Source organism: Fructilactobacillus frigidiflavus (assembly GCF_044054575.1).
GTDB classification, from domain to species: Bacteria; Bacillota; Bacilli; order Lactobacillales; family Lactobacillaceae; genus Fructilactobacillus; species Fructilactobacillus frigidiflavus.
Genome location: NZ_CP168716.1, coordinates 1404310 through 1426629 on the forward strand (window position 1 = coordinate 1404310; position 22320 = coordinate 1426629).

The 22320-nt window shown below is 35.3% G+C and carries 18 protein-coding genes, 1 CRISPR repeat array, 1 riboswitch and 1 other annotated feature (1 of these 21 only partly in view); of the genes, 3 read left to right on the forward strand and 15 right to left on the reverse strand.

Features of this window, described 5'->3' with window-relative positions; translation table 11 throughout:
- Nucleotides 1-83, reverse strand: a binding site (T-box leader); it reaches 121 nt to the left of the window's first position.
- 87 nt (nucleotides 84-170) lie between these two features.
- Entirely contained in the window at nucleotides 171-731 is a 561-nt protein-coding gene (locus ACEPSS_RS07055) for a tRNA (mnm(5)s(2)U34)-methyltransferase (protein ID WP_395318668.1), read from the forward strand.
- Here the strand turns inward: ACEPSS_RS07055 and ACEPSS_RS07060 are convergent.
- Both ACEPSS_RS07060 and metK read right to left on the reverse strand, forming a co-directional pair.
- Complete coding sequence (locus tag ACEPSS_RS07060) at nucleotides 728-2188, reverse strand: MDR family MFS transporter (RefSeq protein WP_395318670.1); 1461 nt, start codon at nucleotides 2186-2188, stop codon at nucleotides 728-730. The genes ACEPSS_RS07055 and ACEPSS_RS07060 overlap by 4 nt on opposite strands.
- 49 nt (nucleotides 2189-2237) lie before the next feature.
- A complete protein-coding gene (gene metK / locus ACEPSS_RS07065) occupies nucleotides 2238-3428 on the reverse strand; it encodes a methionine adenosyltransferase (protein WP_395318671.1) in 1191 nt (396 codons plus the stop codon).
- Nucleotides 3426-3508, reverse strand: a riboswitch (SMK box riboswitch). It overlaps the preceding gene by 3 nt.
- 85 nt (nucleotides 3509-3593) lie before the next feature.
- On the opposite strand from metK, the gene ACEPSS_RS07070 reads away from it, so the two are divergent.
- Nucleotides 3594-4283: a hypothetical protein gene (locus tag ACEPSS_RS07070; protein ID WP_395318673.1), complete on the forward strand. Its 690-nt coding sequence runs from the start codon at nucleotides 3594-3596 to the stop codon at nucleotides 4281-4283.
- Nucleotides 4284-4315: 32 nt separating this feature from the next.
- Here ACEPSS_RS07070 and ACEPSS_RS07075 read toward each other — a convergent pair whose 3' ends face one another.
- The 6 genes from ACEPSS_RS07075 to ACEPSS_RS07100 form a co-directional block, all read right to left on the reverse strand.
- The gene (locus ACEPSS_RS07075) at nucleotides 4316-5053 is read right to left on the reverse strand and encodes an amino acid ABC transporter ATP-binding protein (RefSeq protein WP_395318675.1); all 738 of its coding nucleotides are present in this window, start codon (nucleotides 5051-5053) and stop codon (nucleotides 4316-4318) included.
- Nucleotides 5053-5748 carry an amino acid ABC transporter permease gene (locus ACEPSS_RS07080; RefSeq protein WP_395318677.1) on the reverse strand — a complete coding sequence of 232 codons (696 nt, stop codon included), beginning with the start codon at nucleotides 5746-5748 and terminating at the stop codon, nucleotides 5053-5055. The genes ACEPSS_RS07075 and ACEPSS_RS07080 overlap by 1 nt, the downstream gene beginning before the upstream one ends.
- Nucleotides 5749-5879: 131 nt before the next feature.
- Entirely contained in the window at nucleotides 5880-7193 is a 1314-nt protein-coding gene (locus ACEPSS_RS07085) for a uracil-xanthine permease family protein (protein WP_395318679.1), read from the reverse strand.
- A gap of 160 nt (nucleotides 7194-7353) precedes the next feature.
- The gene (locus tag ACEPSS_RS07090) at nucleotides 7354-8523 is read right to left on the reverse strand and encodes a hydroxymethylglutaryl-CoA synthase (protein ID WP_395318681.1); all 1170 of its coding nucleotides are present in this window, start codon (nucleotides 8521-8523) and stop codon (nucleotides 7354-7356) included.
- 130 nt (nucleotides 8524-8653) lie between these two features.
- Nucleotides 8654-9832: an aminotransferase class I/II-fold pyridoxal phosphate-dependent enzyme gene (locus ACEPSS_RS07095; RefSeq protein WP_395318683.1), complete on the reverse strand. Its 1179-nt coding sequence runs from the start codon at nucleotides 9830-9832 to the stop codon at nucleotides 8654-8656.
- A gap of 174 nt (nucleotides 9833-10006) precedes the next feature.
- Nucleotides 10007-11368, reverse strand: coding sequence for an FAD-dependent oxidoreductase (locus ACEPSS_RS07100; protein WP_395318685.1), 1362 nt, complete (start codon nucleotides 11366-11368; stop codon nucleotides 10007-10009).
- 168 nt (nucleotides 11369-11536) lie between these two features.
- Here ACEPSS_RS07100 and ACEPSS_RS07105 point away from each other — a divergent pair, with 168 nt between their 5' ends.
- Nucleotides 11537-12100 (forward strand): DUF5067 domain-containing protein, encoded by a 564-nt coding sequence (locus ACEPSS_RS07105; protein WP_395318687.1) that lies wholly within the window; start codon nucleotides 11537-11539, stop codon nucleotides 12098-12100.
- Between the two features lie 67 nt (nucleotides 12101-12167).
- Here ACEPSS_RS07105 and ACEPSS_RS07110 read toward each other — a convergent pair whose 3' ends face one another.
- The 7 genes from ACEPSS_RS07110 to ACEPSS_RS07140 form a co-directional block, all read right to left on the reverse strand.
- Complete coding sequence (locus ACEPSS_RS07110; protein WP_395318689.1) at nucleotides 12168-12803, reverse strand: LysM peptidoglycan-binding domain-containing protein; 636 nt, start codon at nucleotides 12801-12803, stop codon at nucleotides 12168-12170.
- A gap of 273 nt (nucleotides 12804-13076) precedes the next feature.
- A complete protein-coding gene (locus tag ACEPSS_RS07115) occupies nucleotides 13077-14381 on the reverse strand; it encodes a 2-hydroxycarboxylate transporter family protein (protein WP_395318691.1) in 1305 nt (434 codons plus the stop codon).
- Between the two features lie 349 nt (nucleotides 14382-14730).
- Nucleotides 14731-15096: direct repeats of the CRISPR family, unit length 36 nt; unit sequence GCTCTTAATCTCATTAGAATGACGTACTTCTAAAAC.
- A gap of 12 nt (nucleotides 15097-15108) precedes the next feature.
- Nucleotides 15109-15783, reverse strand: coding sequence for a type II-A CRISPR-associated protein Csn2 (csn2, locus tag ACEPSS_RS07120; RefSeq protein WP_395318693.1), 675 nt, complete (start codon nucleotides 15781-15783; stop codon nucleotides 15109-15111).
- The gene (gene cas2 / locus ACEPSS_RS07125; RefSeq protein WP_395318695.1) at nucleotides 15780-16085 is read right to left on the reverse strand and encodes a CRISPR-associated endonuclease Cas2; all 306 of its coding nucleotides are present in this window, start codon (nucleotides 16083-16085) and stop codon (nucleotides 15780-15782) included. Before cas2 ends, csn2 begins: the two co-directional genes overlap by 4 nt.
- Nucleotides 16063-16968 carry a type II CRISPR-associated endonuclease Cas1 gene (gene cas1, locus ACEPSS_RS07130; RefSeq protein WP_395318697.1) on the reverse strand — a complete coding sequence of 302 codons (906 nt, stop codon included), beginning with the start codon at nucleotides 16966-16968 and terminating at the stop codon, nucleotides 16063-16065. Before cas1 ends, cas2 begins: the two co-directional genes overlap by 23 nt.
- A gap of 198 nt (nucleotides 16969-17166) precedes the next feature.
- On the reverse strand, nucleotides 17167-21219 hold the full coding sequence (gene cas9 / locus ACEPSS_RS07135) for a type II CRISPR RNA-guided endonuclease Cas9 (RefSeq protein ID WP_395318699.1): 4053 nt from the start codon (nucleotides 21217-21219) through the stop codon (nucleotides 17167-17169).
- Between the two features lie 78 nt (nucleotides 21220-21297).
- Complete coding sequence (locus ACEPSS_RS07140; protein ID WP_395318700.1) at nucleotides 21298-22302, reverse strand: serine hydrolase domain-containing protein; 1005 nt, start codon at nucleotides 22300-22302, stop codon at nucleotides 21298-21300.
- Nucleotides 22303-22320: the final 18 nt, after the last annotated feature.

Consider the following 22320-nt stretch of genomic DNA (forward strand, 5'->3'; position numbering starts at 1 on the left):
TGATTTACTAGCTCCAAGTTCACAGCGACCACTTGGTTTCTGAAAGACTAGTCCATCCTAATAATTCACATCAACAATTTTTTTATTTCATTAATGCAAGGTTACCAAATTTATTCTAAAAAAACAAGTCTCTACTACTGTTATAATTAAACCTAAGGACGGTGAAAATCTTGAAATTACAATCAGCATTAAATTTTAGTCATACGTTGCTTAAAGAAATCGTTAACCCCGGTGACGTGGTGGTCGATGCCACTGCCGGAAAAGGCAACGACACTTTATTTTTGGCACAATTAGTGGGTCGTCAAGGTCACGTTTATAGTTTTGATATTCAAACAAAAGCAACCCAATTAACCCAAAAATTAGTTGAGCAACATCACGTTAATGAACAAACCACCGTTATCAACGATGGACATCAAAATCTCAAAAATTATGTGACGACTCCCCTTGCCGCAGCCATTTTTAATTTAGGTTACCTACCTGCTGGTGACCACCAGATTGTGACAAAACCTGAAACAACGCTAGCCTCAGTTAAAGCAATGATGCAATTACTCAAACCCAATGGTGTCATTATTCTAGTAATCTATTACGGTCATCCCGGGGGACAAACAGAAAAAGCCCAACTTTTAGACTTTGCCCAAAAGCTGGACCAACAGCAGTACAACGTTTTACAGTATCAATTTATTAATCAGATTCATGAACCGCCAATTTTGTTAGCAATTCAAAAACGTTAATCCTTTTTTCGATCAAAGCAATTCACGATAAAAGCTGCGACCACTAATAAAAAGGCCACCACTAAAACATTATGAATCGAGTGATATAAAATTTCGCGTAAGCTAGGTAGAATTTCACTACTTAGCTTTTGTGCGGTTTGGGGATTAATTAACTGATCCATTAAATTCATATTGGTATGCGGATGACTAGCGACTCCATCAGCCATTGATTTGTTCATAACAATTCCAAAAACCGAAATCATTAGCGTTTGTCCCAGGGTTCGACTCAAGGTATTAAAGGAAGATGCCACCCCAATTCGATCTTGAGAAACTTCATTTTGCACGGTAACGGAGGAAGTCGTGATACAAATTCCAAAGCCAATTCCCATGATTCCAGAAAGCACAAAGAAAGCCCAAAATGGCGTTGTAATTGGCAAAAAGACCGAGACAATCGAACCAAATGCAATAAAAATAAAACTAAGATTCATAATTAATTTGGGTGAGTATTTGGTTAATAATTTACCCGTCCAAAACGAACCTAACATCCAAAGCACGGAACTAGGAGTAATCGCAAATCCAGCCATCGTCGCCTTCAATCCTAAAATTCCTTGTGTCCAATCAGGTAGATAAACTTCATAAGCAAAAATAAACCCACTAATTAAAGCCGCAATCAAATTCTGCGTTACAAAGGTCCGATCTTTAAACATATCTAAAGGAATAAGAGGATCTGAAACCCGTTGTTCTTGTTTAATAAATAAAAAGCCGGAAATAACGGCAACTACTAAACAAAGCGTAATCAGCATTAAGTTAAGTGGCGTTTCTCCTAAAATTTGGAACATGTACATAATGGATAAAAGAAATACGGCAATTAATCCGACTCCGCCATAATCAATCTTACTGTGACGGACTTGTTTAGGTTCAACCAAGAACATTGCAATTAAAATCATCGTCACAATTCCAATCGGAACGTTAACAAAAAAGATCCAATGCCAGGAAAGATTATCAACAATAAACCCACCGAGTAACGGGGCAACAATTGAAGCTACTCCCCAAGCAGATCCTAATAATCCCACGACTTCGGCCCGCTTTTCAAAGGAATACATATCAGCCACAATGGTAAAAGAAACTGGCATAATTACTCCAGCTCCGATTCCCTGCAAGGCCCGCCAAATAATTAAAGTTTCCATTGAGTTTGACATTCCCGAGAGCATCGAGCCTACCGTAAATACCAGCAATCCAAAAATAAAAACTTTTTTGCGACCTAATTGATCAGCTAATTTACCGTAAATGGGTGTCGCAATGGCATTCGTTAATAAGAAAATTGAGAAGACCCAGTTCATTAACGAAACCCCATGCAAATCACCAACAATGGTAGGCATCGCGGTTGAAACAATCGTGCCTTCAATCGCACTCATGAATGTGGCAATAAACAAAGCAATTGTCACAATTTTTACGTTAGTTGTTTTCTTTTTAATCATGCTATCCCCTATTTCGCAAATAAAAAAGCGACCACGAAGGTCGACTTTTTTAGGCGTTAAAAAATTCTTTTAAATCTTTTACTTTATCAGTTCGTTCCCATGGAAGATCAATATCAGTTCTGCCAAAGTGTCCATAAGTTGCAGTTTGTTCATAAATTGGACGTTGCAAATCTAACATTTTGATAATTCCAGCAGGACGTAAATCAAAGTTTTGCCGAATCGCTTTAATGATTTGATCATCACTATACTTTGAAGTTCCAAAGGTCTTCACTTCAATGGAAACTGGTTCGGCAACTCCAATCGCATAAGCTAATTGAATTTCAACTCGGTGAGCAATCCCAGCTGCTACAAGATTTTTCGCAATGTAACGAGCTGCATAACTGGCTGAACGATCAACTTTCGTCGCGTCTTTTCCAGAAAAGGCACCCCCACCATGATGAGCAGACCCACCATAGGTATCCACAATAATCTTACGACCGGTTAAACCAGCGTCACCATTTGGTCCCCCAATGACAAATTTACCCGTGGGATTAATTAAATACTTGGTGTTTTCATCAAGGTATTTAGCTGGAATTGTGGTTTTAATTACTTTTTCAATCACATCTTTTTTAATTTGTGCTTGTGTAACATCCGGGTCGTGTTGAGTACTTAAAACAACCGTATCAACTCGAAACGGATGATTATTTTCATCATATTCCACCGTAACTTCAGTTTTAGCATCCGGACGTAAGTAGGTTAATTCACCGCTCTTACGAACCTTAGCAATTTTTTGCATTACGTGATGCGCTAAAGAAATGGGTAATGGCATTAATTCTGGCGTTTCATCGATGGCATAACCAAACATGATTCCTTGGTCACCAGCTCCGATTTGATCTAACGGATCAGAGGCCCCATTTTTAATTTCTTCAGATTCATTAACTCCTTGAGCAATATCTGGTGATTGCTCATTAATGGAGACTAAGACGGCCACGCTATTAGCGTCAAAGCCATATTCGGGATTATCATAACCAATCTTTTTGATGGTATCTTTAACAATCTGACGAATATTAACGTAAGCCGTTGTGGAAATTTCCCCAAAAACTAACACCAATCCAGTGGCTACTGATGTTTCACAGGCCACTCTGGCATTTGGATCTTTTGCTAAAATTGCATCCAAAACTGCATCACTAATGTGATCGGCAATTTTATCTGGATGTCCTTCTGAAACTGATTCAGAAGTAAATAAATGTTTTTCTGACATTTTGATTCCCCCTAATTATTTTGGTTACAAGGCTTCTTCACACAATTGTGAATCCTATCGGGAATGAACTTATAACTCTTTTATACTAACATAACTAGCTTAAAATAAGTAGTTGAACCATCGTTTAAAATAACCTAAGATTATTAATAACAGTGAGGTAACCTAATGAGAAGTTATTTAGAAAAAAATCCACAATTGATCAAGCTTGTGCAAGCCGTCGCATTCATCTTTTTTTCCATCTTAATCTGGAACTTAGCCGCTAAACATAGCCTTTTAACCCCGTTCAATAAGTCCTTTGGCTTAATGGTTTGTGAAATTTGTTGGGCTACAGAAGCCTACCTCATGATTACTAATCAAGACGGACGCTATACTTTAGGTCTAAGTTTAATTCCCGTGTTATTAGCCATTTTAGGCAAATTTCCACTTATTTTAATTTTTTCAACTATTTTAATTGGAATCGTAAATATCTTGGTTAGAATTCCGAAAATGCAAATTAAAAATTATTATGGATTATTCTGTTTTTCCCTTACGAACGCCATCATTCCGGTAACGGCGATTAACTATCTTAGTCGCCAATACTTAGAGCAAGCAACTGTTTTAAACGTCGGAATTTTAGTGACTTTATATTTTTTATTTTATAATTTAGCATTTAAGGATGAATTGGCGAATCATCTTAATCTAATTTGTTTGTTAATCTTTGCTGGACTAATTTTAGCAAACTTTGACCTGCATAAAGATATTCTTTTAATTGCTTTAGTGTTAATGTCTTATGGCTGGCAAATTTTTATGCGGCAAGAAAAACTAGGTTGGTGTCTCATTTCCTTTTTCATCATTTCAATCATTGCTTTCATATAAAAAGACTGGAAATTAATTTCCAGCCTTTTTGCTTATTTCAATGAAATTCCTTGTAAAAATGCTTGTACTCGTGGTGATGACTGACTAAAGAAATCGGTCTTTGCACCATCGAATTCCACTTTCCCATTTTCGACAAATAAAATTTTATCAGCCGCGTCTTTGGCAAATTGCATGTTATGCGTCACCATAATCATTGATTGACCTTCACCAGCTAGTCTTTCAAGTAATTTTAAAATCATCGTTTCACTTTCGGGATCTAACGCACTCGTTGGTTCATCGAGCAATATATACTCAGGTTTAACGGCCAACGCCCGACAAATCGAAACCCGTTGCTGTTGTCCACCAGATAATTCATCGGGATAAGCATCCGCGTATTCCGCTAATCCAACTTCTTTCAACAGTCCCAGAGCTTCAGCGCCTGCTTGATCTTTAGCCACGTGGTGAACCATGATTGGTGAAGCCGTAATATTTTGTAAAATCGTTAAATTCGGAAATAAATTCCAATTTTGAAACACCATACTGGTTTTGTCACGAAGTTCTTTATTCTCTTGATTAGAAATCGGTTCCGCAAAGTTTAAAAATAAATCATCAAAAGCCAACGTTCCTGAGTCAGGGGTTACTAACATGTCCAGCGAACGCAATAAAGTTGTTTTTCCTGAACCTGATGGTCCCACAATTACCGTTGTTTTTCCCTTTGGAAATTCTGTTGAAATCCCTTTAAGGACTTCTTTTTTACCAAAATTTTTCTTTATTTCATTAATTTTTAACATTAGTTTTCGTCCCCTTTCATATATCTAGAAGACTTCTTTTCTAAGTAGTGCTGTAAAACACTTAGAATGGTACACAAAATTGCATATAAAACAGCCACTTCAATGTACATTAATAAAGGCTCATAATTTTGCGCTGCATATTGTTGACTAATTTGAAACATTTCTGCAATCGTAATCGTACTAGCTAAGGAAGTATCCTTCACCAAACCAATAAATTCGTTAGACAATGGTGGTAATACAATGCGAAATGCTTGGGGCATCACAATTTTCCACAAGGTCTGTGGTGTACTAAAACCTAACGTATAGGCGGCATCCCACTGATCTTTATTAACTGATAATAAAGCGGACCGAATTGTTTCGGAGGCATATGCTCCAGTATTCAAAGAAAAACCAATCACAGCGGCAGTAAAAGCTGGTAATTTCACTCCAATCGCTGGAAGTCCAAAAAAGATAATAAATAATTGAACTAGTAACGGAGTAGAACGAAAAATCCACACATAAAAGCTCGCGAATAATCGTAACCCCTTCCACAACATTGAAACGATTCCATTTACTTTGGGATTTAGAAATTTAATTAAAGCGACAATGAGCGCAATTATAATTCCAAAGAAAAACGAAAGTAAGGTCAACGGAATGGTGTACTTAATCATTGCTTCTAATAATTTAGGCAATGCTGAAATGACAATATCCCACATTTTAGGTCTCCTATTTTAATCAAATGTAATAGCAAATACCTTAATTATAACTAAACACTTACTTTTTTTCCACAACTTTACTTATAGAAGTAAAAAAGACCCGATTAATAATTAATCGAATCTTTTATTTTTTAAAGTGTATCGGTTGTATCAGCTTCTATAGCCGCTTTCTCAGGAGATACTTTATCATCATCTTCATCAGGAAGGACTAAGTTCAAAACAATTCCAATTACAGTTGCTAAAGCAACCCCCGTAAATTGGAAATTACCTAATTGAAGGTAAGCATTTCCGACCCCAATGACTAGCACAACTGAAGCAATCATCAAATTCCGTTTTTTGTTCATGTCAAGGTGGTCATCAATCATGACTTTAATTCCACTGGAAGCAATCGTTCCAAATAATAAGAAACTAATTCCCCCAATGACCGGTAATGGCATTTGCATAATCAAGACATTGAGCTTATTCACAAAGGCAAAAATCATCGCAAAAATCGCAGCACCCACAATTACGTACACACTGTAAACTTTAGTAATTGCCATCACACCGATATTTTCTCCGTAACTAGTCACAGCAGGTCCACCAATCAATCCAGCTGCCAATGAAGCAGCTCCATCACCAGCTAACGTCCGGTTTAAGCCGGGATCTTTAAAGAAATTACGGTGGGTTAATTCACCTAAAACCATCAAGTGACCCATGTGTTCAGTCATAGTAACAAAGGCAATCGGAGCCATGACTAAGATCGCATTCCATTCAAAATGAAAGCCTTTTTCCGTTCCCAAAAATTGGAAATCAGGAACTTTGAACCATGGTGCTGATGCAATGGCGTGGATATCAACTAAGCCACAAGCCATGGCAATTACATAACCACAAACAATCGCTAACAGAACTGGAATCATTCCCAAAAAGCCCTTTAACTTCATATTAAAGAAAATAGCGAGGAATAAAGTAGCTAAAGCAATCATGAAGTACATCAAGCTGTAGTGCCCACTGGCAGTCATCATGGCATCCTTAGCAGCTGCTCCGGCAAGCGAAAGCCCAATTACTACCACAATTGGTCCCACCACGATTGGAGGAAGCAACTTATCAATCCAATTGGTACCTAGCAGCCAAACTAACAGCGCTACAATTAAGTAAACGACCCCTACGGCAATCACACCTTGTTGAACTCCGGAAATCCCGGTCGTTTTCATTAACGCTAACATTGGAGTAATAAACGCAAAACTCGATCCCATGTAAGCAGGAATTTTACCTTTGGTAATTAAAATATGTAATAAGGTTCCAATCCCTGATGCAAATAAAGCAATACTAGGACTTAATCCCACTAATAATGGAACAATAACCGTACTACCAAACATCGAAAACATATGTTGTAACGATAGTCCAACCCATTTAATTCCACTTGGACGTTCATGAATATCTAAGACAATGTCTTTTTCCTTACTCAAGTTAATTCCCCCTGTTATGCAAAAAGGACTAACGTCAGATAACGTTAGTCCTTTAGTCTAATTTTACAGCATTAAAGATTCGACTAAAATCTTGCAGTCTCTCTGGACAGTCATTAAAGATTTCTTGTTATTACAATTATATAATAAAGGTCAACAAATGTCAAGTTTTAGTTTGATATTGACGTTTACTTTCTTCAACTCCGGTAAAGGTAAAGTAACCATCATCTTTCTGGTTGTCGAGTTGGTAATCACCCGTATCAATTTTGGGCCATTGTTGAAACATTTTTTCGTATTCAGCAACCGTTAACCGCGTTCTGGCGTTAAGTAGCTTGTTAATTTGTGCTTTTCGGTTAGAATTTTTAAACTCGGGTTGTAAAGTTCCCGTATAGAATTCTCCTTGCGCTCCAGAACCATAACTAAAGATTCCAATTTGATCTCCAGCCCGTAAAGCAGCCGTGTTATCTAATAATGATAATAAGCTAAGATACAAAGAACCGGTATATAAGTTACCGACCCGTTTGTTATAAACCCGACTAGCTTCAAACTCATTTAAAAAATGTTTTTGGTCGGCTTCAGAAAGTTCTGGCAAAATTTCACGTAGTCCCTTGAGTCCCATCTTAGTATAAGGGAGGTGAAAAACTAACGCACTCAAATCAGTCAATGCTAAATTGTTAGTTTGTAAATAGTCATGAATGGTTTTGACGAAAAATTGTTGATAAATATCATTAGAATAATGACCATCGACTAAGGCTTCAGTTCGATTAAGGGGACGCCAAAAGTCCATAATATCATCTGAATAAACGCTACTATTCTTACTTAATTTAAGAATTTCTGGGTCAGCAGCAATTGTCATAGCAACTGCTCCCCCACCTTGCGTAACTTCACCAGCCGTTTGCACGCCATAACGCGCAACGTCCGATCCCACTACTAATGCTTGCTGATCTGGATGAAGGTTAACAAAGTCCTTGGCCATTTGAATTCCAGCGGTTGCGCCGTAACAAGCTTGTTTGATTTCAAAGGCTCGTGCTTTGCGACTTAAGCCCAATAAATTTTGTAAATAAATCGCACCCGATTTAGAATTATCAATTCCCGTTTCCGTTCCTAAAATAATTAAACTGATTCGATCACGATTCGTATCATCAATTACTTGTAAAGCGGCATTAGCTGCCATCGTCACTGTATCTTGCGTATTCGGAATCACGGCCTGTTCCGTTTGGCCAATTCCAATTAGATATTTATTCGGATCTTCGTTTCTAGCCTTGGCTAAATCAACCATGTCAACATAGTAATTAGGAGTAAAAAATCCTATTTTATCAATTCCAACGTTCATTTTATCACTCCGATTTAATTGTTTTTATAGTATAAGTGTATCGTTTTATTTAGCAATAGCAAAGCTGATACAACATAATTTAACCGAAAGTTACAAAAAAGGCTATGATTTCTCATAACCTTTCAAATATTTAATTTTCGTTAACAAACTTAGTAATTCGTTTCATGGCTTCTTTAATGTCATCTAAATCGGCAGCATATGAAATTCGGATGTAACCTTGACCGCTTTCACCAAAGGCATCACCAGGAGTGACTCCGACATGTGCTTCATGAGCCAGGCGTAAAGCAAATTCTTCTGAAGTTTCATTGAACTTAGCGGGCATTTTGGCAAAGATATAGAATGCTCCATCCGGACTAATTACTTCAAAGCCAACTTGACGAAGTTCATCAGCGACAATATCCCGCCGTTCACGATATTCAACTAACATTGGTTTAGCATCATCATAACCATTATCTAACGCTTCAATAGCTCCGTATTGTGCAGGATTAGAAGGTGAAGTTACAAGATAACCGTGCACTTTATTAATGTTCTTAATCACTTCTGCAGGTCCAGTGATGTAGCCTAAACGCCAACCTGTCATGGCGTGTGATTTAGATACGCCATTAATTAAAATTGTACTTTCAGGAAGGTATTGGGCAATCGAAGTATGGGGCATTTCATAAGTTAATTCAGCATAAATTTCATCAGAAATTACTAAGATGCCATATTCATCTAGAACCTTAGCTAAATCCTTGATTTCATCCGCAGAATATTCAACCCCAGTTGGGTTCGTTGGGTAGTTTAAAATAATTGATTTAACATCTGGATTAGCTTTTAAAGTTTCCTCAAGTTTTTCAGCCGTTAATTTAAAGGCATCGTCCGAAGTGTCAATCGGAACCACTTCCCCGTGTGCCATTTCAATCACAGATGTGTAAGCTGGATAAGCTGGCATGGGAACAATAACTTTATCGCCCTCATTCACAGTTGCTAAAAATGTGCTAGAAAGAGCTTCAGTAGCACCATCAGTTACCACCACTTCAGTAGCAGCGTCGTAATCAAGATCAAGCCGTCTTTTTACGTAACGACTGATTGATTCTCTTAATTCCATCCAACCGGGTTGAGGTGAATAATGCGATTTGTTCGCTTTAATACTCTCAATGGCAGCGTTTTTGATGTGTTCTGGAGTGTCAAAGCCGGGTTCCCCCACATTTAAACTAATTAGATCAGGAACGTCACTGATTTTTAGAGAAAACGAACGAATTCTGGATGGAGTAATTTGTGAGAGAGTATGGTTATAAGTCTCACTAAGTCTGGCATTTAATTTTGGCATAATTGGCTCCCTTTTTTGTCTACATTTTTAAAACAAATGTTTTTATTTATTTACAATGATAATCGCTAATTTAAAAAATATCAACAAATTAAGCCAAATTTATCAAATAAAATTAATTTTGTTAAGATTTAGACAAAAAAAGTCCACCAACCGTAGTTGATGAACTTTGATAATTTATTTAGCTAATTTATCTTGTGCTTGTTGTGCAGCGATGTTCATGACGCTCCAAGGACGATCAAAACCTGGTTGGAAGAAGAAATCAGCGTAGGCTAATTCATCAATGGTCATATGTTTTTGAATTGCTAATGAAATGGCATTAATGTTAGCCGTTACATCTAATTTAGACATAATTTGAGCTCCTAAAACTTCCCGAGTTCTTGGATCAAAAGTTAATTTGAAGTAAACTTCTGCATTGTATTCAGCCGGAACAAAGCTTGGGACTTTGGTATCAGTCACGAGCACCGATTCAACATCTAAGCCCATCTGTTTGGCTGTCACATCTTTTAAACCAGTTGAAGCAAACTTGTAGTCATAAACGTGCAAAGCCGATGAACCAGAAACAGCAGTTGTTTTCCGACGTTTTTCGTTTAAGTTATAAGCAGCTGAACGACCTTGACGACGAGCATTAGGTGCAAGGGCAATTAATTTTTTTGTTCCAGTAGGCGCAAATTCAATTTCAGTTGCATCCCCCACTGCAAAAATATCTGGTTGGCTAGTTTCTTGATATTCATCAGTAACAATCAAACCGTGGTCGTCCAATTTAAGGGTATCTTTCAACCATTCTGTAGCTGGACGAATTCCAGCAGCTTCAATCACTAAATCAGTAGGAATTGTTTCACCAGTAGTCGTTACTAGGCTAGTTACTTGATCGGCATCATTGCCAATAAATTCCTTAACCGATTGGCTAGTCTTAATGCTAATCCCTTGGCTTTCAAGTTCTTTAGTTAAGATATCAGTAAATTCCGGATCCAAATAAGTTCCTAAAATAGTTGGATTTCGATCAATGATGGTAACTTTTTTACCTGCCTTGGCAAATGATTCAGCGGCTTCAATCCCAATGTAACCAGAACCAATCACTGCGACATTCTCAATCTCAGGATCAACTTCAGCCTTCTTTAAGAGAATTGCCCAATCACGTCCCCGCATGGCATAAATATTCTTCAAATCTTTGCCAGGAACTGGAAGTTCAAAAGGAACTGCTCCAACCGAAAGGACTAATTTATCATATTTACTTTCGGTTTCTGTCCCATTAGTAACATCAACGACTTTAATTGTGTGTGCTTCAGGATTAACACTCGTTACTTCAGAATTAATGTGAACGTGAACTCCTTTGGCTTCCATGCCGTCAATCGTGGCATAGCTAACTGAATTAACGTCTTTAACTACCCCTTGAAGGTATAGTTCGATTCCACATGAAAGAAAGGACACAAAATCCCCTTTTTCATACCAATCAATTTCTGCATCGTGAAAATCGTGTAAGACTCCGCGAACGGTTTCAAAACCACCGTGTGATGAACCAACAACTGCTACTTTCATATTTCTTTCCTCCTGGGTTAAAAGGTCTTGTAAAACTCAATCCCACGGGACTGAGTTATTTATAATAATTTTAATGTAATTGTGATTAAATAGCAAGTTTTTCATAAAATTGGTTAATTCAAAAGTTTACGTTACAATGGAAGTAATATGTTTAAAGGAGATAGTAAAATGAAAAAACTATTAGTCAGTGGAATTGCCATTCTTAGTTCTTTAACCCTAGCTAGTTGTTCATCATTAGATGGCCAATACAAGAAATCAAATCATGACAACAAGCAAACTACTAAACAGGTTAAAGCTCCACGGCAATCATCATTTAAAAATAACGTCGCTAAATTAAATGATAAAACCATTAAAATTACGGGAGTAAAAACGGTTAATAATAACCAAGACTACAGCGAACCCCTAGTCGCTTTTATTTATAAGACGACTAATGAATCAAGTAAAATTATCACCCCACAAACTGCTTGGGATAGTACCTTTAAAATTTCACAAAAAGGCAAACAATTAAAAAAAGTCAGTTTTAGCGATGAACGCTTAGATTCAAACCCTGATAAAAACCTTGCTGAAGGTGATTCAGCAAAAAATACGGTCGTTTACGAATTAAATAACCAAAGTGATCCAATTACAATCAATGCCAGTGAAGGAATTAGTACCAACAGTATCAATAATAATACCAACATTGATGGGACTAACCTTGGTTCAGAACAATTTAATATTAGTGAAAATAAATAATTTTAACCACTAAAAAAAGGAATTCCGCTTGGAATTCCTTTTTTGCTATTTATTTTAATTGGTTATTTTAGTACCAACCATTTGCTTGCCAGAATGCTTGGGCACCTGACCATGAACCATAACGTGAAGCAACATAGTTGTCAGCAACGGCTTCTTGGTTAGCTGGTGAGTAATCACCATTTAAGTATGATGCTGATAATTGGTATTTACCAACGTATTGACCGTTAGTAGCACCGTAGTTACCACCTGATTCACGGCCAGCAATCCAGTCTTTAGCAGCAGCATCGCTACCACTTACTGAACTTGCAGCTGGAGCAGCTGGTTGTGCAGGTGCTGGAGTTGCAGCTTGTACGGGAGCTTGAGCAACTGGAGCTGCTGCTTGTTGAACAGGAGCAGTTGCTTGAACTGGTGCTTGGGCTGCTACTGGAGCGACAGCACTTTGGTCTGAAACAGATACTTGACCATCGTCACCGATTGTAAATACTTCACCAACATAAATTTTGTTGATATCTTGAATAGCATTAGCTTTAGCTAAGTCTTGTACTGAAACTCCGTATTGAGCAGAAAGTTTGTTTAAAGTATCACCTTCGACAACGGTGTGTTTAGTAGTGCTGGCACTAGCACTTTGTGAACCAGCAAATAAAACACCAGCAGATACAGCAGCAACAGTTGCAATTGATTTAAACATGTTTCTTTTCTTCATAAATATAAGACTCCTTCAAATTGTTTCGATATATAGTAATGACAAAAATGTCTTAACGTCTTTCAGTTAACATATACCATGTTATCGGGGTGATGTTACAAAAACATTACGTAAAGATTAAGGAATTCGAGATTTATGTAATGATGTAACACAAACAACATATCCCGTAACAATTAAAAGCGTTTTCATTAGATTAAAAATCAAAAAAATCTAGGATAACCAGCCATTATGACCATTATCCTAGAATTTTAGTTTTGTAATTTAGTTTAATGTTTAACCAAAGAAAGCGATGTAGAAACCAGAAACAACTAAAGTAATGGCTCCACACAACCGGTTACCCATTTGAGCAAACGCAATTAATTGCATTCGATCACAGGCAGCTAAAACAGAAACGTTTCCAGTTCCACCCATTGAGTTATCAATGAACCCAGCGGTAATAGCTGCTTCAACTGGGTAAAGTCCAAATAACTTCCCTAAGAAGAAGGCTGAAGTACTAATTGCTAGAATACTTACAAGTACTAGTAAAACTAATTGCCAAGTAATTGAGCTAGTTAAGACGTTCAAATCAACCATGGCAATTCCCATTCCAGCAAGTAATGCATGTGTCGTGGTTTTGGTTACTGATTGACCAAAAGTAACGGCGGCTTCTTCATAATACTTAGGAATCAAACCAGTTGCTTTAAGAACAATTACTAAAATGATAATAAAAGCGAAATCATTGACCATTGGAATGGCTTTATTAAGAATTTCACCCATTAAATAAATTGCCCCAGCAACTGCCATCCCTACTCCTAGTTTAGTGAAAGAAAAAGCTGATTGATCCGTTTTAGAAGCTTTAAATTCACCAGGAAGCATTTGACCATGACCATTATACTTACTGTTAGCTAAAAGTTTGCTTAACCAACTAGCCCCTAAAATAGCAAAGATATTCGCAAGAATTACGGCTGGAAGCAAGTGAGAGAAGTAGCTGGCTGCCCCACCAGGCATGGAAGAAGCATAGATTTTTGAAAGTGGAACAGCACCGGCACCAACACCACCACCCATAGCTGGGAAAGCAACGTATAAAGCACCGTAGCTGAAACCTTTACCAATTAACATCGATACTACTCCAACTGCCAAAAAGGCAATTGCAGCTGAAAGAATTGCAACGGGTAGGAAACGAACAGCTGCCTTTAGCAACATGTCACGATTCATTCCTAAGATAGCACTTGTGATTAAGGCTACAATATAGAAATTAAGAAAGTTATCGGTTGATAAAAAGGTATGTACGTCCGTAACTACATACTTTGGAATGACATGGAAAAATACCAAAGTAGCTGGAGCCATCAAAGCAAAGAATGCTCCCCCACCAAGATAACTTCTAAAGATAGGAAGCTTAGAACCTAGGAAGTAACAAACGTTACCTAAGACTACCATGGTAAACAAAGCTCCTAAAATGTCATTAGGTAGCGCATGAGTTAAAACGGCTACGACAAAGATAATTCCAATAATGGCATAGAAAGCTAGACCAAAACCATCGATTTTAAAACTTTCTAAACGTGAAATTAAACTTGAACCGTTTTGTTTTTCATTATTCATAAATGTAAAATCCTCCTTCATTTGTGTGATTAATCACTTATATTGTTTTAGTATATTGTATTTTTCACTGCTTTTAAATGGGTCTAGTTGAATTTGTTAAATTTTTCTATGCTTTACATAATTAACGTTTATGATGTGTTTTGGGATTTTAATATGAAGGTATTTTACCGTATAAAAAAAGCCCACCACTACTGGTGAGCTTTCACTATTGATCAAGTAATAACCATCTTACTTAGCTAACTTCAAGCAAATTGCCATCAAAATAATTATTACAATCACAACATTAGAAATTGTTAACGTATATTTTTTTCTGTTTCCAGAAATTTTTTGATTAAATTTAAACATCTTACCTCTTAATCTCATTAGAATGACGTACTTCTAAAACAAAGTAATGTAAGAATGGCCGGCAATTTGTGCTCTTAATCTCATTAGAATGACGTACTTCTAAAACCGACTCAAGAAGCAGATCCGATTATTCCTAGCTCTTAATCTCATTAGAATGACGTACTTCTAAAACCTAAAGTGTCATTATATAAACCAACTGGTTGCTCTTAATCTCATTAGAATGACGTACTTCTAAAACAATAAGTGATAAAGAACAATCGCTTCGTTGGCTCTTAATCTCATTAGAATGACGTACTTCTAAAACAGATCTACTGTTGAAATTAATAATTATTATGCTCTTAATCTCATTAGAATGACGTACTTCTAAAACCGTCTGTAATATTTACCTATCAGCAGAGTCCCATCTCACAAAGTCTCTGTCAATGCAGTAATGACGGCATTCTTCAAGCAAAGTGGAATAATCTTCGCTAGAAAAATCTAAAATAAGTACTTTCAATTCTAATGTTTTAATCATTTGAATCAGACTTTCAATCTGATTGGAATACAAATAATTAAATAGATCTTTAAGAACTAACAATTTTTTTGAATCAAATTTAGCATACAAATTAAGAACTTCTTTGATTATATCATATGGATTATCATGATTTACACTCAAAAGTTTAGTTCCAGTATAGGCATACTGTTTATTAATGTCCCAGTCTTCATCAACTTGAATAGGAAAATCATCTAAATAAGCAGCACCTAAAAAAATGGATTTCATTTCAGAATCTAGCTGAAATAAACGTTTCCGATTATCATCAGTTAAGTTGTTTAAAACATCACTTTTAATCTTTGTTTTAAATTTTAATACTGGTTCAGCATTGACCACTACATCATCTAAATTAACTAAATTTGTATTTGCATCAAGCATCTCATCGTTTTCACTTAACACAAGTTTGTCAAGATTTTTTAAGCCATTAACGATATCAAAATAAAACTTTTTATTGGTGGTTTGAATTATAGTCGGTTCTCCATTTTGAACTTCAAAGGGACTATAAGGATAAAATGTAATTTTCAAATTATCACCGTCCGATCAGAAGTATTGCGCACATCATCTTTCTTTTCACCAATTAGAAAATTCATACTATTATATTGTTTTTCCGTTACCATTAAAGTTTGAACTAAACCCTTACTTGGTAAGTATGTAGAAATTCGATTTTCGGTAAACGACGCTGATTGGCGACTAACACAAACCTTTGCATAAACTGAATATTGAATCATTAAAAAGCCTTCATTAATTAATTCTTTGCGAAATTTTCGATAATTTCGTCTTTCTTCACTTGTTTCCACTGGTAAATCAAACATTACGATTAATCGCATTACCCGATACCTCATTTCCGACCTCCACATCAATTTTCACTTCATCAGTTTCCCCAGATAAATATTTCAAGCAATTTTGTACATGAGATTTAATAGCATTTCGAAAAATGGTGTTTTTCCCGTTAAATTTAATTTCTAGATTAAACAAATCAATCAAGCCATACTTTATATCGGGAGTTAATTCTTTAATTTCTTGATTACTAACCCACAAATCGATGATGGGACGAAATGGTTCCATTAGATCAGAGCCTAAATTAAATTGATTTTCATCGCTATGGTGATGAATTCCTAATTGGGTTAGATAGCCAGCAACACTAATATTTAAATCTACAAAAGAAAGTAAAATTGAATATCCATAATTCAAAGCAGCATTATATGGATTGAAATCACGTCTACCAAAACCATCTTCAAAAAGAAGTGGGAAATATTTTCTCGCAATGACTGCTTCACGATTAGTAAGGTCATTAATTTCAATCTTAGCGAATTCATAATCCAATTCTTCAGTATCAATTTTTTGTTTTTGTAAAACTTCAATTTGCATTTTCATTTTTTCCGTAGCAATCCATGTCCATAGCATTTCTTTACGATCATCATCCCAATTAAACTGCTTTTCCAATAATAAATAAGAACGATTATTCGGCAAATAATTATTGGTTTCCGTAATTGGTTGTCCCGTTTTATCTGAAAAAATAACTTTTGCTGAATTTTCTGCCAATTCAGCTATGGCACGTGCTGTTATAACCGCTTGTGTCGTACTAATCAATAAAACTTCAATATCATCAATTGGAATTTCATTGATTTTACTATTAGTTTGAACAATTAGGCGCCTTCCAGAATAAGAAATTTTTGCATGTTGCGTTATTACTACTGTTCTCCAACCCATCTGTCTTCTCCTTGACAATATCATAGATATTGTTTATATTTATTGTGTTGGTTGGAATGCCAGCATTTTAATCTCATTAGAATGACGTACTGAGTTAAAATCAAACAAGGCTTTATGCCAAGTTTTATCTTCTGAGCCCTTAAGGGCCATACATATAAGAAAAGGAAGCTATCCGCTAGCTTCCTTTTTGTTTTGCAATTAAAGATCAGAAATCTTTACTGTTCTTGAAAATAAACCAGTTGGCGATTGATAAATTAGTTTTGCATTGTCACTTAATTTTATTCCTGCAGTTAATGTAAACCTACCAAAATAACGAGATAACCCAATTTTAGAAAAATCTACAATTTCTGCATTAGCATGTAAACCAATTAAAAGTTTATCTATAATCTCCTTCAATTCATCAACGTTATCAAAGTCATAATAAACATTTCGTTTAATTTCAGTTAAACCTCCCCAGTCATATAATCCAAAAAAGGTAAAAGCTGTATCAACGATCTCATTAAAAACATCTATCAATTCATCGATAGTTAATTCATTTTTAGGTTTTACTAATGTATGCATACTTTCATCTGACAAGACTAGCTGTTGGGCATTATGTTTGTAAGATTTGCTACCTAACGTAAATATTTCAAACCCATCTTGAACCAGTTGATTAATGAATACTTTTGATTTTAGAATTCGGTATTCAGCTGTTTTTCCTTTACTGTTAGTAAACTGTGGTTTAACTGCATCATTAACTACTGATTCAAAATCATGTTTCTCATCAATTTTCGTTAAGTCAGCGATTGGAACATCAGATAATCGGTATTCATACATTTTTCCTTTTTTTACCTTAACTAACACAATAAAAGCAGATGATTTATTAGAATAACCACCATAAATTTCAGATGCCCGATTATTTTTGGCATCAATTAAAGTTCTTTTAGCGCTATCATTTCTTGGTGCAGGATAAAGCGTTTGTTTGAATAATGCCCCATGATTAGTTTCTAATTCTTTAGTAACTAACATCTTCTTGAAATGATAGACCTTTTTCATATAACCTAATAAAGCATCCGTATCTTTAGAAATCTGACCATTTTTATCATCTAGTTGATGTGCTTGTTCAAATTTATAAAGCATATTGAATGATTTTAGATTATTAAGCTCTGTTTTAGCAAAATCCCCATAGACAAAGTAAGGTTTCAATTTAGGATATTGTTGTAAAAGCCAATTACCCACAAAAGCCGTTAAGTATGCATCAAAGGCATGATGATAATCATTAACATTTCGATTCTTATAAAAATTGAATTTTTCTCGCATATGATGAGTTAAATTGGCTTTAACCGTCACAACATTTGTTTGATTATCATTATCTTCAGAATAACGATTATGAAGAATCTCTGCTGCTAATTTAATTACTTGTCTGGTTTCGACTAACTGACGGTTAATAAACCGACCTTGATTATTAAATTTACTAATCAAATTAGGTGTAAGCATCAAATTATAGTATTTTTTGTTGCTAATCAAATGAGCTTCTTTCAATTGCTTCCAAAAAGTATGCATTTTGGGACCAAAGAATTCTCCCGGTAAGTTATCTTTTTTAATTTGATTATTTCTAATAGAAGTAAGTACTCGATTATCCAATGAATTATCTAAAATAAATGATTGAGGCAAAATATGATCAATTTGATAATTAGATAAATTATCAATATCTAAGGGTTCACCAGTGTATAAATCTTTCCCCCCTTGGGTAAAGTAAAGATATAAACGATCAGTAAACTTAGCTTTATCTCTAATCTTATCTTTTAATTCAGTTTTAACACTATCATCGTCAAACCAGCTATTAGTAATCGTTTTATAAACATTTTCTAATTGACGACTTCTTGAATTAGTTAAACGATGATCATTAGAATCCTCACGAGCAAATTCCATCATAATATTAGCGGGCTCATAACCTACAGCCTTAATAATGTCATCGACCACTAACAGTACTTGGCGAATGGCTTTTTTATTTTGGGGTGAAGTATAGAGCTGATTGATAACATCCTTTAAATCTTTTTCTTCTAGATTTTCACCATTGAAATCAGCAATTTCCTGCTTAAATGAACTTTGGTTAACAATCTGCATAAAGTTTTGACTGGAATCCCATAATAAATCGATGATTCTCTGACCATTTTCATCATGAAATTCTGTCAGTAATTTTCTAGATAATTTACCCCAACCTTGATAACGAAGTTTAACAACTTGATTACGTTGTTCTTCAGTCAGCCATTCAATTTCTTTTAATTTCAAAGCAAAAATATGTTGGTCTTCAAAAATAGTTGACCATTCAATTATTTTTTCAAAATCATCATTTTTATTGATGTCATTTAATTCAGCACCAAAGATTTTAGCTAAGTCAATGTAGGTTGAAAGACCATTATTCATGCTCTTTTGATCAGTTGTTCCTGTTATCTCAGGAGCATAGAGATAATCACCATTAATTACTAAGGCATCCGCAATTTTTTTCAAAGAAACCCGTTTGTTTTTCTTCATCACGTGTTCAAAAATATACTGCTTTTGTTCTGGAGTGATTGGTTTCTTGTTAATTTTTAAGTTATTTAATTCATTTAAAACCACAAACTTTTGGTATAACAAACTATTTTTAGGTAACACTGGTTCACCAATTAGATAGGTATCAGTCGTGGTCATTCTAGTTATGAACTTAGTAGCTGTTTCAGTTCGATCAACCTTTTCATCAAAGTTCCAAGGAGTAATTTCTTCTTTTTTAAGTTTATCTGAAATATTATCATTTTTAATCATCCAGGCAAATTTTCCATTGTTGGTTTTGTTACTATCAGTAGCTTCAATCATCGGACCAACGTAATAAGGAACTCGGAATGCCACTAGTTCATCTAATTTATATTTAGCTTGGCGACTACGTTTTTCATTTGGATTTAATTCTCCTAAAAATGGATAATATTGTTTTTGACTTTCAATAATTTTATCCAATTCTTGTTGTTGCAGTTGATGTGGAATTGAACCGTTCTCTTTAGAGCGTTGCTTAGGTAAAAAGTAATCATGATCTAATAAATCATCAATTTTCTTTGCAGTTTCTGAATCATCTAAATTCTTTTGAATTCGCTTCTTGAGATCTTCAAAAGAAATCTTTTTGTTGTTTTCCCCATCAATATAGGCAGCATATGCTGCTTTTAATGCTTTAGCCTGCTCTTTATCTGAATTAGCAATGACCTGTTTTAACATTTCCAGTTGTTCTTTATGGTCATTATAACGATTAATCATTGCTCCAGATAAAGTTTTGGCATTTTTATTAGTAACCGAGTTATTTAAAATGTCAGATAAATTCAAAGCGAAGTATAACTCCTTCAAAATTAAAAGAATTTCTCCTGCTTCATCAGTCATTTGAGACGATAATTCATCAAGCTTATCGTCAAAATCATCACTATCAAACGTTAACTTCCATTCCTTAGGATTTTCCGCGTCAATTCCAAAAATCACGTTAAATTGAGCTTTATTTCCTAAAATTGCTTTAAGGATTTCGGTAGTAACTTTTTTATTGGTTTTATCTAAATCTTTATCAATTGACATATAGAGTACTTTTGCTAATTCTTTTTGTCGATCAGATTTTGTCTTTGCATTATCACTAAGGACTTTCACATATTGATTTACATCTTTCGTTACTAGACGCAAATCTCGTCCTTGTGCTTCAAAAACATCATTCAAAGCCTTAAATGATTTTTCTAAGTCGATTTTGCCACCTTTAAAATCTTGAACGTTGGCTTGATTCAAAAAATGACCACGATATTTAATAATATGATGCATAGCCAAATAAATTAATCTAATATCAAATTGCTTATCTGGGTTATCAATAATGGCTTGTCGTAAATGATAAATGGTTTTGTAATCATGATGGAAACTTTTATCATTTAAATTCTCATCATCAAATAAGATATTGCCAAACATCGTTTTGTTGGGATCTCTAGGAGATACATTTGATTGTTTCAATCTCGCAAAAAAACTGGGGTCAACTTTGGCAATTTCATCAGCAAAAATTTCGTTTAATAAACGCAACCTCCATTTTCGCCGTGCTAATCGTCTTCTGCTCGTTCTAAATCCCCGTCTTTCAGCAGCTGATTGACCTTCTTTAAATAAACGAACCCCAATTCCGTTATGTCCTTTAATATGTAATAACCGGTTGTCTAAACCGGTAACCGCCCAACCGACGGAACTGGTTCCAATATCTAATCCAAGATTATATGGTGGTTTCTGCATTCTATTTACCTCGATATCATTATTTATTGTGAAAAATGAAACTATCAGTTTAATGAAATTTTAATATTTTTAATTAATTTAATCAAATAAGTCTGCTAAATAAGCATCAATCAAATCTTGTCTAGCAGCAATAAAACGTTCGCTGACATCTGGGTGCACGCGATTAGATAGGAAGGTAAAAGCACTCTTCCGTTCACGAACTAAGATCATCAAAATTCCTGTATATCCAGTTTGATAGATATATGAATGACCTTCATAATCATCTAGTTTCCAACCAAAAGTCCGAGTGCCATTTTGCATGGGAGTTTGATCACAAAACATTGCATCAAACATCGCTGGTGTATAAACTTTACCGGGTTGGGTTAATTGCAACATCCATTGGGCAAATTTATCAAAATCACGTTGAGAACTAAATAAACCAGCTGAACCACAGTCGGAACCTAAAATCTGTGCTTTAGGATCATGAACTTTAGCCACGCGATTCATCCCAGTTTCTTCATCATAAGTAGTTGGAACCGTTCTTCTAGCATCCGGATAAAAAGTTGAGTCAATCATTCCTAGCGGTTTTAAAACCATGTGCATAATGAGAGGTTGAATTGGTAATCCGGTCACTACTCCGGCAATCCAACCTAGGAAAATATAATTAACGTCTTGATATTTCATTTCTTTTCCTAGGTTAGCACCCGGATGAAGGCCTAAGAGTGCTTCGCGTAACTGATTCATATTCATTTCATTGCGGTTTGGTATGTATCCCTCAATATCGGATGTGTGCGTTAATAGATGGCGAATGGTAACTTTTGGAAATTTCCACTCGGGTAAATAATACGTAATTGAATCATCAATTCCAATTTTTTGTTCTTCCAATAACTGCATAATTACCGGAACCGTTCCCATTACCTTAGTCATGGAAGCAACGTCATATAATTGATTTTGTGGCAAAATCTTTTTAGTTGGCTTTAATTGTTTATATCCAGCCACATGATCTTCAACGTTCAATCCAGTAATAAAAGAATATGAAGCTCCTGGAACCACTTCATCATTAATCATTTGGTTAATTAAACCTTTAACTTTTTCAAAACTCATATCTATCACCCCTATTAA